This is a genomic window from Aquimarina sp. MAR_2010_214, from assembly GCF_002846555.1.
In the GTDB taxonomy this organism is placed as follows: domain Bacteria; phylum Bacteroidota; class Bacteroidia; order Flavobacteriales; family Flavobacteriaceae; genus Aquimarina.
The window spans coordinates 3,050,162-3,065,025 of record NZ_PJMS01000001.1 but is presented as its reverse complement, the minus strand read 5'-3'; the positions used below and the strand labels follow the sequence as shown (position 1 = coordinate 3,065,025).

Annotated in this window: 17 protein-coding genes; 6 read left to right on the top strand and 11 right to left on the bottom strand. The window is 30.5% G+C overall.

Features of this window, described 5'->3' with window-relative positions; all coding sequences use genetic code 11:
* Window positions 1-231: 231 nt before the first annotated feature.
* Complete coding sequence (locus ATE84_RS13030) at window positions 232-567, bottom strand: hypothetical protein (RefSeq protein ID WP_101448375.1); 336 nt, start codon at window positions 565-567, stop codon at window positions 232-234.
* 427 nt (window positions 568-994) lie between these two features.
* Between ATE84_RS13030 and ATE84_RS13025 the strand changes: the two genes are divergently transcribed.
* From ATE84_RS13025 to ATE84_RS13005, 5 genes are all read left to right on the top strand, one after another.
* Window positions 995-1,795 carry a LytTR family DNA-binding domain-containing protein gene (locus ATE84_RS13025; protein WP_101448374.1) on the top strand — a complete coding sequence of 267 codons (801 nt, stop codon included), beginning with the start codon at window positions 995-997 and terminating at the stop codon, window positions 1,793-1,795.
* Between the two features lie 150 nt (window positions 1,796-1,945).
* Window positions 1,946-3,028 (top strand): serine hydrolase, encoded by a 1,083-nt coding sequence (locus ATE84_RS13020; protein ID WP_158237246.1) that lies wholly within the window; start codon window positions 1,946-1,948, stop codon window positions 3,026-3,028.
* Complete coding sequence (locus ATE84_RS13015) at window positions 3,018-3,704, top strand: hypothetical protein (protein ID WP_101448372.1); 687 nt, start codon at window positions 3,018-3,020, stop codon at window positions 3,702-3,704. The genes ATE84_RS13020 and ATE84_RS13015 overlap by 11 nt, the downstream gene beginning before the upstream one ends.
* 278 nt (window positions 3,705-3,982) lie before the next feature.
* Entirely contained in the window at window positions 3,983-4,792 is an 810-nt protein-coding gene (locus tag ATE84_RS13010; protein ID WP_101448371.1) for an alpha/beta hydrolase, read from the top strand.
* Window positions 4,793-4,802: 10 nt separating this feature from the next.
* Window positions 4,803-5,423, top strand: coding sequence for a hypothetical protein (locus ATE84_RS13005; protein WP_101448370.1), 621 nt, complete (start codon window positions 4,803-4,805; stop codon window positions 5,421-5,423).
* 44 nt (window positions 5,424-5,467) lie between these two features.
* Here the strand turns inward: ATE84_RS13005 and ATE84_RS13000 are convergent, their stop codons facing one another.
* The 3 genes from ATE84_RS13000 to ATE84_RS12990 all read right to left on the bottom strand — a co-directional run bounded on the left by ATE84_RS13000 (window position 5,468) and on the right by ATE84_RS12990 (window position 8,776).
* Entirely contained in the window at window positions 5,468-6,367 is a 900-nt protein-coding gene (locus ATE84_RS13000; RefSeq protein WP_101448369.1) for a LytTR family DNA-binding domain-containing protein, read from the bottom strand.
* 260 nt (window positions 6,368-6,627) lie between these two features.
* A complete protein-coding gene (locus ATE84_RS12995; protein ID WP_101448368.1) occupies window positions 6,628-7,509 on the bottom strand; it encodes a DMT family transporter in 882 nt (293 codons plus the stop codon).
* A 52-nt stretch (window positions 7,510-7,561) separates the two neighbouring features.
* Window positions 7,562-8,776, bottom strand: coding sequence for an MFS transporter (locus ATE84_RS12990; RefSeq protein ID WP_143273624.1), 1,215 nt, complete (start codon window positions 8,774-8,776; stop codon window positions 7,562-7,564).
* A gap of 121 nt (window positions 8,777-8,897) precedes the next feature.
* Between ATE84_RS12990 and ATE84_RS12985 the strand changes: the two genes are divergently transcribed.
* Complete coding sequence (locus tag ATE84_RS12985) at window positions 8,898-9,791, top strand: LysR family transcriptional regulator (RefSeq protein WP_101448366.1); 894 nt, start codon at window positions 8,898-8,900, stop codon at window positions 9,789-9,791.
* 164 nt (window positions 9,792-9,955) lie between these two features.
* Here ATE84_RS12985 and ATE84_RS12980 read toward each other — a convergent pair whose 3' ends face one another.
* From ATE84_RS12980 to ATE84_RS12950, 7 genes are all read right to left on the bottom strand, one after another.
* Complete coding sequence (locus ATE84_RS12980) at window positions 9,956-10,528, bottom strand: uracil-DNA glycosylase family protein (RefSeq protein ID WP_101448365.1); 573 nt, start codon at window positions 10,526-10,528, stop codon at window positions 9,956-9,958.
* 190 nt (window positions 10,529-10,718) lie between these two features.
* Complete coding sequence (locus ATE84_RS12975) at window positions 10,719-11,195, bottom strand: YHS domain-containing (seleno)protein (protein WP_101448364.1); 477 nt, start codon at window positions 11,193-11,195, stop codon at window positions 10,719-10,721.
* A 9-nt stretch (window positions 11,196-11,204) separates the two neighbouring features.
* Window positions 11,205-11,555, bottom strand: coding sequence for a hypothetical protein (locus ATE84_RS12970; protein ID WP_101448363.1), 351 nt, complete (start codon window positions 11,553-11,555; stop codon window positions 11,205-11,207).
* Between the two features lie 93 nt (window positions 11,556-11,648).
* Entirely contained in the window at window positions 11,649-12,701 is a 1,053-nt protein-coding gene (locus ATE84_RS12965) for an AraC family transcriptional regulator (protein WP_101448362.1), read from the bottom strand.
* A gap of 151 nt (window positions 12,702-12,852) precedes the next feature.
* Window positions 12,853-13,320, bottom strand: coding sequence for a hypothetical protein (locus ATE84_RS12960; RefSeq protein WP_101448361.1), 468 nt, complete (start codon window positions 13,318-13,320; stop codon window positions 12,853-12,855).
* A gap of 72 nt (window positions 13,321-13,392) precedes the next feature.
* Entirely contained in the window at window positions 13,393-14,355 is a 963-nt protein-coding gene (locus tag ATE84_RS12955; protein WP_101448360.1) for a fibronectin type III domain-containing protein, read from the bottom strand.
* Window positions 14,339-14,863, bottom strand: coding sequence for a hypothetical protein (locus ATE84_RS12950; RefSeq protein ID WP_101448359.1), 525 nt, complete (start codon window positions 14,861-14,863; stop codon window positions 14,339-14,341). Before ATE84_RS12950 ends, ATE84_RS12955 begins: the two co-directional genes overlap by 17 nt.
* Between the last annotated feature and the right edge of the window lies 1 nt (window position 14,864).

Sequence of the window (14,864 nt, the reverse complement as noted above, 5' to 3'; positions counted from 1 at the left end):
CGGAACATAGAGCTAAAAGCTTTTAAAATTTTAACGACATCACCCCTATCAGATTGTATTTTTGGTTAAACAATTAATGATTCTCAATTACTGGGTTTTTACAAAGATTCTACTTCTTAATTTATGATATTAGATAGATTAATATTAACATAAACAACTAAAGCCCAAAAATGGGCTTTAGTATATTTAATCTATAGATGCATAAAGCATGTTTGAACTAAAAATTGGTATTTAACCAATAGCTCTATCGTCTTTTTCTGCTTTACTCTTTTCTATAGATATGTGTTTTGTACCAGAAGGTGTACAATAAAAACTATTATTACCTGATTGACCGGTATAGCCCATTCCTCCTCCCATTGATATTGAATTAATGGTACCCGAATACATTAACCCAGATGCGTTAGTAAAATCAAAAGTAACTATTGAACCAGCTTGTACCCATGTCCCTCCTCCAAACTGATAACTCCAGGTGCCATCTGATTTAAAGGTAAGTTCACTTGCTGTTATTGGATTCCCACTGTTTCCCCAATCGACAAATAATTGCCATTTTCCTACTATACTTCTCATAATATTGGTTTTAAGAGTTTATAATAAATTTTTGAAAATACACGAAACTATTGTAACTGCTTATTAAATATTTCGTACTCTTAAATTTACCATATTTCATTGTTTCCCAAAAGAGTATAAACCCCTGTTTTTTTAAAAAAATCAAAAAAATATCCAGAAAAGATATTGAAAGTATAATCAGTACTATTAATAGAGCATCCTAATTTTTAAAACGAGACAGTCACAGATATGAATCTTGTCTCGATCACAAAAAGCCATACTTTTATTAGTATATTTTTTTGTTTTTAAACTTCTAGATATATTTATCGTTCATATTTTTAATAGTGAACTTATTGAATCGAAGTCAACTACCTGATGATAGTTAACAGATTCTTTATATTTACAAAAAAATAAAGGACAACGTTTAGCAGGCTATTATCAGCAATTCATGCAAATAAAACTATCTTCAAATATCAAAAAGAATAGCTACAAATGGATAATCACAATCTTGTCAGGTTTTTTTATTTTTCTGGTACTGTTTGTTTATAGAGCTTACCATATAGATAAAATACCCAGTTTAACAGGGCATAGTGTGTTTTTTAGGTCATTATCACACGCAATCATAACTTCTATTTCATTTTATTTAATTGAGTTTTATCTAGGTCCACGATTGGCTATTGATAAAAAGATTAAGCCTTTTGTAACTGCATTAATTGCTACACTTATTGGACTTAACCTTTCATTTTTTACATTTAATTATTTTTATGAGTGGACTGAATTATACTGGACCAGTTATTGGCCTTTTCTTTATGAGTATCCTCTTATTATAGCATTTCCGGTTACTTTAAGTATTTTAATTAATCACTTTTTAAGTCATTTTAACAATTCGCCTAGTTCATTAATCGTGATTATATCTAATAACCAAAAGCAACGGTTTCAAATTAGTATTGAAAATTTACTTTACATTAAGTCTGCAGACAATTACATTGAAATATTTTATCTTTCGGCTCAACAGGTTGATATGCTCCTCATGCGTAAAAATTTAAAAGATATTGAGGATGAGTTTGGTTCAAACCAATCTTTGATGAGGTGTCATCGGAGTTATATTATCAACTCTGATAACATTGATCATGTAAATAGGCTAAACAATAAGGTTGAAGTGTATATCGCAGGTGAAGTTATTCCTGTATCTAAAAAATACGCTGGATTACTTGAAGATAAGTTTCCTCAATTGTTCACCACATATTAAGAAATTTCATACCAAAACATCTGGATTAATTGAAAACTCCTATATAGATGCATTCTTTTGTACAGCACAATTAAATAAAATATGCCAAAATATATTTTGATTGCCTTATGCATCACCCTTATTTCATCATCCTGCTCTAAACAAAAGAGCTTGAACACTAATTCTCTAACAAGTAGGTTAGATAGTTTATTTGAAATTGAACACGATAAAAATCGGTTTGATGGTACTGCTGTAATAGGTACTAAGGATGCTATAGTCTATAAAAAAGCAATAGGCATATCCAATAGAATCTGGAATATCCCGATGCAAATAGATCATCGTTTTGACATCTGCTCTATCAATAAATCGTTTATTGCTGCACTAATTCTTATGGCTGTAGAAGAAGGTAAATTGTCTCTTGATGATCATCTCACAGATTATATTAATACATATTCATACCAAGGGAAGTTTAATCAAGATATTACAATTCATAATTTACTGAATCACACTGCTGGTTTGCCTGATTATGATCAGGTACATCCAAATCTTTCAAAAAATCAACACCAAATATTTAAGCGTAAACACTTTGATAATAACGAATATATTGATTTCATTAGTAGAATCCCGGCTATAAGTAATCCAAACCAACAATTTTATTACAGTAATTTTGCTTATCACTTACTTGTTATCATTCTCGAAGACCTTTATCAACTATCTTTTTCTGATCTTCTGGAACAAAAAATTACTAAACCTCTTCAACTAGAACATACATTCAGCACTTCTAACAATCGTATTGTTTTTGAAAATATAGTAGAAGGGTATACTTATAATAAAACAACTAAAAACTGGATGCGAAACCAGTTTATTGACCTAACCCTTGGCAGAAGAATATTTTCTTCGGCTGAAGATCTTTATCATTGGGGAAAAGAAATGAGTTCTCCAGTTCTTTTTAATAATAAACAGATAGAACTTATGCAAACCAATCATGTATCAGAGATTAATCAAGAAATCTCATACGGTTATGGTTGGGTGGTATTTGACGGAAAAAGGCAATATCGCATAGGTGATATTGGTGTCAATAAAAAATACATTATACATGGGGGCGCGACTGAAGGATATAAATCCATGCTCATAAATATTGAAAGTGGTGAGTATATCATCTCTTTTCTTGCCAATACAGGTGATCAGACAAATGAACTTGATCTTGCTAAAAAAATTGCAGTAATACTATATACTACAGAAAATGAAAACTAGACTAATATTTCTAAGCATTATCTTGTCTGTTTCGGGCATCATAAATGCGCAATCTATAACAGGGTTATGGGCCGTAGATCAGGTAAACGTAGGCGACAAAAAAATGACTCCAATAGCTAAGTGGTTCAAATACAATACTGATAATTCTTATCAGGCAGGTAATGGATGGTTGCAAAATGATGAAGGTATCTATGAATATGATAAAAAAGAAAAGGAATTTCTTCCTAAAAGTAGAAATAGCAAAGATGAGTACGGAGCCTTTAAAGTCGAATTTTCTGACAACAAAATGAAATGGGAGCGTATGGAAGATGGAATGAAAGTAATAGTATCCTTATCCAAAATTTCTAATTTACCTATGTCTCCCAAGGATACTGCTATCGGCAACTGGCAACTGATTTCTGTATCTAAGAATCATAAAGACATTACAAAATCTTACAATCCAAAAAACAAAGAAGTTATTTTTATTCGATGGACAGGAACGTATCGCAAAACAAATCCAGATACTTCAAAATCAAACGGGTATTGGTATATGAATGCGCACAAACCCGAACTACACTTAATTGACTATAATCGCGCTATAGACGTTCAGGTATTCATAGTTTCATTTCATGACAATATGATGACAATGAAACCTAAGCATACCGAAAACATCACATTTACATACAAAAGAAAATAAAAGAGATATCACATACTAGATACAGTAGTTGATGATCACTTGTTGAAAGAGAAATTAAAAAATATAGTCTGTAATTACTTCAATTTACAAGAAGTAAGAGTAGCAGTATACTTCTATCCTATCCCCTCCCTTTTTTCTAAATGGATCTACCTTTTATCTAAGACTCCAGTACATCACAAAAAGATGACACTTCGTACCAATTCCCTTTCTATAAGCGGTGTATAAAGGTTTCAAAAATACTTTTGCTGGAATTAGAAATTTAAAAAACAAGAATCATTATGAAAAAAATCATTCAGAACGCTATAGGTTTTCTGTGTTTAATCATCGGCATATTGAGCCTAAACGGTTGTGAGAAAGAAAACCTTTCTTCAATAAAAAATAATCATCCTTTTTCTATTACATCAAAGTACACGAATACAACGTACAGTATAAATGTTTTGTATCCTCAGACTTATGATCCTTCAAACAGTTATCATACCATCTATATACTAGATGGAGATGATTATTTTAAAGAAGCTACAGATATCGTTACAGAATCAAATAGGGAAGATATCATTCTTATCGGAGTAGGATATGCCAATAAAAACCGAAGGGGAACAGATTATTCTTATCCCGAAGACAACGATTTTTCGGGAGCTTCGGGAGGTGCAAAAGAATTTATCAATTTTATAAATAATGAACTTATTGTTCATATTGAAAACGAGCTTGAGATTGAAAGCACTGACAGGACATTATTCGGTCATTCTTTAGGTGGATATCTTGCTTTGTATACATTATTTCAACAAGATCAACCCAACCCTTTTGATAATATTATTGCAGCAAGCTCAAATATTATGTGGTATAATGCATATTTATTCCATTTAGAACAACACTACTTTGACACCCATGATTCACTGCATAAAAATCTTTATATAACTGTCGGAGATTTAGAAGGAGCTTCGATCAATCTTTTTTTTAATGCTTTTAAGGAAAAAATAAGTGAGCGGTCTTATACTGGTTTAATACTACACCACGAGAGATTAAAGAACATCTCACACAGAAACAGTCCAATGATCTCTTTTAAAAAAGGATTATCTATAATTTTATAAATACAACATCATGACAAACTATATAGCAGTCCTTTTGTTTATTCTTGCCTTCCCTGTCTTAGCTCAGGGACAAAAGGAAAACAAAGAATCAGATCAAAAACGATGGGAATTAGAATTTTTATATACTCAAGATATATTAAATACCAGTTACGGAAAAAACTATGGTTATATATTTAAAGGAAAATTAATGTGTTTAGATAGCAAACATTTTACGTTATCATATGGTGCAGCTCATCAAAATAGTTATATAAACGAAACAGACAATTCATTTACTGATTATGTAGATGGATATACAAGAGATATAGGGTTGTATTCTATTTTTGATATTACTTATTACCTTTTTAATAAGAAAAAACTCTACCTATCGCTAGAACCTTTTATAGGAGCAACACATTTGAAATCTAAAGGAACTTTAAAAATACCGCAATATTCGGTATACGAAAAGTACAAAAATGAATATGTATATTTTAATTATGGTTTTTCTCAATCTCTTGGTTATAACATTAATAAATTTAGTGTTAGTGCATTTGCATGGGTTTCTTTAAAAGGACTTTTAGATAAAGGGAGAAACAGACCTGCAGATTTCGATTCTCGATTTTTTGTAGGATTAGGTATCGGGTATACCTTGTAAGTAATATAATAATCACAATTCTAAAAGTGTAATCTTTGATAAGATTACACTTTTTTAATAGTAAAGGCATCTTTAAAAGTTTGAAATTTATTCCTTGATACAGGAACTTCATGAGGAACGCCTTCAAAACTAATACGATAATTTCTGGCGTTGCCAGTAGTAGCATTGATGTTTCTAATATTAACGACATATGATCGGTGCGTACTAATAATAAAAGGGTAATCACCAAGTACTTCTTCAAATTTTTGAATAGTAAGTCGATATGGTTTCCATTTTACCTTACCAAGCGTTTTTGTATAAACATCTATATAATTACCTTCAGATTTAGCAAATAAAAAGCCATTAATATCAAGCTCAATGACTTCATTTTTATTACTAGTTTGTATACTAATGATTTCAGATATTTCATTCTCATTATGTATAATTCTAGATTCGAGTTGTTCATTATATAAAGAGACTTTTTTTAAGTTTTCTTTTAAAAGAATGGTATAATTAAGCCAAACAAGAAGAAAAGCCGGAGCAATACCTAAAAGAACAACATAGAACGATGAGTTTAAAAAATGTAGTAGCACATTACCTGAAGGCTCCTTACTGATCATAAGAGACAACGTATTATTGAATATCGCAATTACAAAAAGAAGTGAAACAATTAAAAGACATTCTTTTCCTACTGTCCAGTTTTCCTTTAAATCAGGTTTAAAAAATATCCGGGGAATAACTTCTAATACTAAGAGAATACTAAAAAAAGTCATTAACCCTGCAAGAGTACAAAGAAAAGGTTTTGAGAACACAAAATTTATGTCTACATAATTTTGATCTACTGCTAATACATTAACAATACAAATCAATATCCCAAGTACAAAAGCAATTATTAGATTTCTTTTGAGATGAAATAGATAAGGATAGGGTTTATGTATAATTTTGGCAATATAATGTCGAGACATTAAGGTCTATATTTTTAATCAAAAGTAATATTTTTTAAAAGGTTTGAGTCGTTTTTTCAATCTATATAATCTTTCCTTTTCTTAATTTCTGCAAGAAATTTTTCTTTATCCTGCTTATTAAATTTCTTTACAATTTTCTTAATGAAGAAAGACCAAATAAAATATTTATCAGATGACTGTTTCATATAGCAAATCAGGAAATTAGTATGTTGTGATATCTGTTTATGTAGTTTCTTTAGCTCGACAAGAATTTAATCAGCTTATTTTTTATTTCTCAATGCAAGTACATTTCCAAAAATAATAAGCACAATTCCTATAAAAGCATATATGTCGGGTTTATATCCTTCAAAAATGGTAGAAATAGTCAAAGCAATTACCGGTATCACTACAATAACGTAGGCTGCTTTACTTGCTCCAATTTTACCTATTAAGGTAAGATAAGAGGTAAACGCAATGATAGATCCAAAAATTGTCAAATATGCTAGTGACGAAATATAAGAAAATGACGTATCAAAACTTATCGATTTTCCACTAAACAAGGTGATTAACAACATAGCTATAGCACCGTATAACATCCCAAAACCATTAGTTTGAATAACAGGGAGTTTAAATTTGCGTTGATTATTTGAAGAAGTAATATTTCCTAAAGAAGCAAAAATGATAGAGCAAACACAAAATATCAACCCTTTAATTTGATCACTAGTTAAATCTATCCTTCTAAACTCGGTCTGGTATATCAAAACTGTTCCTAAAAGCCCGAAGACAGCTCCTATTATTATTTGTTTTTTTATTTTATCTCCTAAAAATATTGCGCCAAAAACTATGTTCATAAAAATTAATGTAGAAAATGCTACAGCCACTAATCCACTACTTAGATATTGTTCTGATAAGTATACTAACCAATAATTTGTTCCAAATAGTAGAATTCCTTGTAAAGCAATAAAAAAATGTTGCTGCTTTGTGAATGATAATGGTAGTTTCCTAATCTTAGAATACCCCAATAATATAATACCACCTAATCCAAATCGATAGGCCACAGAAACGATTGGATCTACAGTTCCCAACTGGTATTTAATGATATACCAAGTAGATCCCCATATTAATGCTGGAATTATAAACAATAAGTAATTAGATTTTAGCATATTAAATAAATTTATTCTTTAAAATTAGGTTATGATATTTTTAGGATCTTCTCTAAGAAACCTCTTTTATTAATTTATATGTATTGATATACCTCCTGGCACATATTATAAATAATAGCAATGAAAAGAGAATGAATCCCATTAAAGTAAAAATAAAATTAGACCACCCCCATTCTGATACTATATGCCCGGTTGAACTTCCTATTCCACCTGCTCCCATATACTGGCATATTAAGTATAAGCAATTTGCCGTGCTTTTTCCTTCAATTGCATATTGAGATATTATTTTGTTTATCACAGTCTGAATCCCTAGTAAGCTAAAAGTGACCAAACTTAGACCTAATACTAATAACCACAATTCTTCTACTAGTAAACCTAATGTTCCTATTAGAAATAATACTAATAAGATTTTAAGCATACCAAAAGGGTGAATTCGATGAGTCAATACCCCAATTATTATCGTTCCTCCTGCTCCTGTAATATAGATTAGAAATAATAAAGAAATAATATAATGTGGAAGTGAAAAAGGTGGCATTTCTAGTCTAAAACTCAAATAATTATAGATACTTACAAAAGTGCCCATCATTAGGATCATTAAAATAAAGACTCCCGAAAACAATGGGTTTTTAAGGAAACTCTTCATATACATTAGCTTTTGAAATGTTTGAACTTTTTGTGGGTTAAAGTTTAGGGATTGTGGTAAAAGTCTCATAAAAAAGATACTTAATATCACTCCTATACCTCCAATAAATAATGTAGCTATTCTCCAATCATACCAACTAGAAATTAAACCTGCTACTACACGCCCCCACATACCACCTAATACATTTCCAGCTAAATATATCCCAATGACGATCCCTACATTTCTTACCTCAACTTCTTCAGAAATATAAACAATAGCAACTGCGATCACTCCTGATAATAAAAACCCTTTTATAAAACCAAAAACAACCAACACATTAAAATTCCATGAGACTGCCGAGAGAATAGTGATTAATGAAGATAGAAATAAAGCAATCAGCATTAGTTTTTTACGATGTAATATATCTGCATAAAAAGCAAACATAAAAAGCCCTAAAGCAATACCGACCATAGAAGACGAGACAACCAAGCTACTGATAGCTGGAGACACCAAAAAACTTTCGCTTAACGATGGTAATAATGGCTGAAACATATAAAACTGTGAAAAAGCAGCCAAACCAGGTATAAAGACCGCTTTTCGGATCTCTTTATAATGTCTTGTATTTCTTTCTGCTTTTGTTTTCATTTCTTTATTTATCTCCTCTTTCTTATAAGTTATAAAAGATTTGAAGTACAAAGTTGAAAATTATTTTTACATTAGTAAAACGTTATTTTCTTATCATATACATTAGCAAAACTTATTAATAATGGAATTACGCCAATTAAGCTATTTTGTAAAAGCGGCAGAATGTTTAAATTTTACAGAAGCCTCTCATAAAGTATTCATAACACAAAGCGCACTTTCGCAGCAAATAAAGCTTTTAGAACAGGAATTAGGAGTTCCGCTTTTTGATAGAATAGGAAAGAGAATACAACTTACAGAAGCTGGTTCATTATTTTTAACCCGTGCCAGGCATACTCTTAAAAACGCTGAAAATGCCAAACAATTAATAGAGGATTTACAAAACCTGCAATCAGGAACTCTACATATCGGAGTAACTTATGGTTTAACTAATTTGTTTACAGAAACATTGATATCCTTTTCTACAAAATTTCCTTTAATACAAGTCAAGGCTTTCTTTGGCACATCAGATGAATTAATAGAAAAACTCAAATCAGGCATGTTGGATTTTATTTTATCTTTTAATAAAGCAACAGATGATAAAATGATTACTACTATTCCGTTATTTCAATCCTATTTAACACTTGTAATACATGAATCTCATCGATTTGCAAACAAAAAGCAGATCAATATCGAAGAGCTTACTACTATGGAGCTAGCTGTACCTGCAGAAGGGTTTACAACCAGAAAAGTTCTGGATAAAGCATTTAGAATAAATGAACTCCCATATCAATATCAAATAGAATTAAACCACATCCCTACCTTAATTCAACTTATTGAAACCGGAAAATGGGCAACCGTTCTTACAAAATCGACCACACAATATTTACCCACTCTTAAGAGTATCCCCATAAACAAAAAGAAGCTTAAATTACGATCAGCGATACGATATCTTAAGGGCAATTATCAAAAAAAGGCATCTAAAATTTTCTTTCAAATGATTTTGGAACATTATCAACAAAATGCAGATTTAAATTAATTCGTAAAAAAATTCTTGATTTTATAACTAAAAATTTCAAAGAAACTCATCAAAAACTAGAATCAGGGAAAACCATAGGAAAATTGCAATTACAATCTAGTACCAATTTTAATCTTGATGAAATGAGTAGAAAATCAATAGACAAGATTAAACTTTTATACAAATTACTCAAGTATTGATTGAACCAGTAGTTTTAACTGAGGTATAACTTCTTTTTTATACCATTCATTTTTTGCTTGCCAAATATTATTTCTTGGTGAAGGATGCGGTAACACAAAATAATCTGGCAAATATTCTTTATAATTTTTTACTGTATCTGTTAGTGTTCTTTTTAACCGATCTCTCAAATAATATTCTTGAGCATATTTACCAATAAGTAGCACAAGTTCTACATTTTCCATTTTAGCCAAAAGTGGTTGATGCCATAAGGGAGCACATTTTTTGGTTGGAGGGAGATCTCCGGATTTTCCTTTTCCTGGGTAACAAAAACCCATAGGTACAAGCGCAATTTTTTTGGGGTTATAGAACGTCTCATCATCAATTCCCATCCAGGCTCTTAAATTTTGTCCGCTTTTATCATCCCATGGGATTCCAGATTTATGAACGACACTCCCAGGAGCTTGCCCAATGACTACTATTTTACTATGAGCATGCGCAGAAACTATCGGTCTTGGCCCTAGTTCTAATTGTGCCTTACATTCATTGCATTTTGAAATTAGAGACAACAGTTTTTGCATAATGAGATTGTGTTTTATGAGTTTATTAGAAAAGTATAAAATATTATGCTATCACTTACCATATTTAAGATTTGTTTGATATTTTGACTAGAAGAACACCTTAACACGCCAGCTAAGGTGTTCTACAAAAGAAAAACTAATCACACCGGTTAGAACTTTTCTACTAGACAAAAGAAAAATGTCAACACCTCTAATTATGCGTATTACGTAGTTTCTCCCAGTTACTATTAGCTTTTGTAACTAATTTTTTGTGATTATTTTCTGCCAGCCATAATTGTTGTGCGTCTAGCTCTATGTTGTACAAAAACAAAAAGTATTTTCCTTCTTTTACAACAAATTTGTTAGGATCTGGCCTAAATTTGGCTCCTGCATATATTCCAAATGCACAGAATCCTCCATACTGTGGTAAGTATCGTTTAGGATTCTTATCAAACTTGGACTTTTGTTCTTTAGAAGTAAAGTAATACAGAATCTTCTCATATTCGGATTTATATTCTTTGTTTCCTCGTTGTGCAATACCTAGATCAAGATATGACACAGGGCTATACCCTTGTAAAGCTATATTACTGTTATCAATATTATTTCCTTTCTTATCCTGCGCATTAGTAGTCATGGTTGTCATGATCATTACAACTAATACTATTCCTATATTTTTTAAAGTTTTCATTTTTTTATCTTAAGCATTAAAATATTCTTCTTGTATAACCTCTCCATCATTGTTCCATATTCGTCTAATGATTTCATGCCAATAAATTGTACTATTATCGGTCATCTCGAAATCAAATGTGAATTCTGAAGCTGAAACATTACCGTCTACTATCGTATGATGATGAGTAATACCATTTACTTTTCTAATAGAATCGGCAAAACCTTCCATTTTCTCTACCATTTGTGCTTTATTTTTAGTGGTAAGATTATTGTAATCAGAGGTTGTAGCATCCTCGGCAAAAAATTGTTTTACTGCATCTACTATTGCTCCTTTTGATACGATACTATCCATTTCTGTTACTAATGTTTTAATATCCATTGTTTTTATTTTTAAATGATTAAATAAATATTGTTTTGTAATTACATTACAAATTTCTGGATATATCGAGGAAAGAGAACTACAAAAAAAACGCTAGTTCTTGTACTTTTTATGTTTGAAATGTGATGGGGATTCTCCTGTATAATGCCTAAAGAAATTAGAGAAGTGGTTCGGTTCTTCAAAACCCAGTTCTAATGAAATTTCTTTAACAGTAAGGTTTTTAGCTAAAAGGGATTTTGATGTGTTAATCATTTCGTGTCTAATAAGCTTTCCCAAAGAAGTTTGCATTTTTTCTTTCACCTTTTTTGAGAGCGCTTTTGGAGAAAGGTTCATTTTTGAAGCATAAAAATCAAGGGTTCTTTCTTTGGTATGATATTGTTGAAGGAGTTCGATGATGTTCTGAGAAAAAAGATCTCGATTTTGATAGTCGAAATTTTCTCTAAACTCTATTGGATTCCTTCCAACATTATTTTTAAAAACTCTGGTAAAATATGCAGGATCATTGTATCCTAAATCATAAGATATTTCTTTAATACTTTTATCTGTAAAAGCAATCTCTTTTTTGCTTTCTAATAGTTTTTTACCTGATAATAGAGATTTTAGAGAAATCCCTATTTTACTTTTGATCAAAGACTGAATATTATATCCGTTTTCATCAATCAAAGCTGTGAGTTCTCTATTATTAATATTGCTAGAATATTGTGTATCAATAACATCCTTTGTATCAAAAATAACACGATACTCCTCCTTATTTGCCTGAAATGGATTTTGATAATACCACTGTTCTGCAAAAACATCTATAATACGATCTATTTCTACATCGGGTTCTATTTGATTTGTTATTTTTTGAAAACTATTGGATTCATCAAAATTAATGTAACCTAAGGAAATAAGGTGCTTAAACAGGACTCTAAACTCTTTATTTCTAAAAACCGTTTCATCAGGAAATTCAATTTTTTGAATAAGAAAGTTATCTGAAAGAAATTTTATGTACTGTCCTTTTTCGAGGAAAATGGCTTTATTTTGCCAATCGAAATAATTCCTAAAATCAACTTGAAGACCACCATTACCAGATAAAACCTGGAATAGTGTATATTGATTAACAAAATATACCTTATTAATTTCTGGTGTAAATTGTATGAACACGATAATTGTTTGACGTATCTATCCTAAGTCGAAAAAATTATCGAAAAATAACAGCTTATAATTATTAAATCAAATAATATATTAAAACCTTGTCATTAAGATCATAACCATTTCAAATTCTGAGTATAATGATGGTAAACACACCTAGGCTTTATTTACTTTTTAATATCGTTTTACTTTCTCTACTTCTTTTAATAATTATTGAATCTCTATAGATTTTTTTTACCGAAATATCCTCGAGTATATCTCCTTCTCTAATCTTATGAAATTTATTATTCATTTTAATTAGGATCAATTCTGAAGTACTTTTGGCCCCTTTAACATAACCATGATAGCTCAATTTAGGCCATGGTTTATTAATATTATTTTTAGGAATGCTATTTATTTTTTTACGTCTAGGCACCAAATTCGTATTTGTTTTACGTTTTTTTCCTCTAGAGATGGTATATTTTCCTAAGAAAGGATCTTTTTCAACTTTTCTAAGATTAAAAGTATCTTTTGAAAAATTCATTCTGGGATCCACAATAGTAATTGGATTAACCGATATACTATTCTCTTCGACATTATTTCCAAAAAAACTAAAAATTTTATTGAAAACAATTGCCCAAATGACAAGCATAAAAAAAATCAGAACGCTATTTAAAGTCTTTTTCTTCACTAACCTAAAAAATTATAATTTGGTAGATTCAATTTATTCAACCGTTATTTTTCTAACTTCACTAAAAGTACTACTATTACCAGCTTTATCTATAATCTTTACTCTCCAATAGTAATCTCCTTTATTAGAAAATGTTATTGCTTGAGAGGTCGAACTTGTTGGTACTGTTTCAATTATATTTGTAAAACCATTGTCTTTAGCTACTTCTATAATACTGGATAATGTAGATTGAACTTCTCCCGTATCACTAGCTATATTCCAGGTAAAAGTAATAGGAGACGATCCTTTTGCGTCATTATTAGGTGATGCTAATGTGGGTTGATTAGGTACTTGAGTGTCTAAAAAAATCTTTCTCGTCGAGAATTTGGTTTCTCCACTATCATTTATGGCCTTTACTTTCCAGGTATAAATTGCATCCTCACTCAAGACTGAAGAATTGAGAGTGAAATCATTATTGGTGACACCGGGGGTGTTAATTTCGGTAGATGTACTATTTTGAAGTGTTTTTTCAACAATTACGGTATATGATTTTGCTGCCTGAATTCTATCCCAAGTAAGAATAATACTATTACTATCTTTTGTATAAAAATTCTCAGATGGTGACGTTAAAAACACAGTCTGATTTGTTAAATCGTCTGATACAGCTAGAGCAAAAGAAATAGGAAAACTATAAGCTGTTGTATACGCAAAATTTTCACCTCGTATCCTCCAACTATATTCACCGGGATTAAGTCCATATGTAAAACTATTCCCCTTAACCAATGAGTCTAATACCCTTTTTTGTGTAGTTTCTTCTATTACCTGTATTCTATAGTCATCTGCATCTTGTAATTCATCCCATCTAAACTGAACCGAATTACCATCCAGGTTACTTTTATCTTTTGGTGCTACTGTTGTCACCAAATCATCTGTAATATCTTCCTCGAGAACATCATCGCATGCTATCAACAGAAACAAACTGCTAAAAACTATACCTATACTAACTATTTTTTTCATAATTCTGAAATATTATCTTTACTCTTAATTTATTTTTCCGTGTTTGGAATTCTTTTTCTTTTGTAAATGAAATGCTAACAATATTTGAAAACTTAAATTCTCTTTCAAATGCATACACAATTTCTAACAAAGCATTAAAATCTCCTTCTAGTGTTAATTGGTTACTAATTACATTAAAACCATTACTTTCTGCTATATGGATTTCATCTAAGTTAAAAACATATACATTATCATAAGATGATGTAAAATCAAGTATTTGTTGTTGTATTTCTTCGGGTTCTATCCCTTGTTTACCTATTATTTTATCGTAAAATTTTAATTCTGCTTGTGTTTGAGTTACATCGGTTGTTGATGAGTTCACATACTCTAATTTGTTTTCTAATTGTCGAACCTGATCATAGGCCTGTCGAGTGACTTTAAAAGATCTTTTATTCGCTGCCAGAAATAGCAATACTGCTATTACTATAAGTCCGATTAATTTTTGTTTATATGTTAGATTTGCAAACACT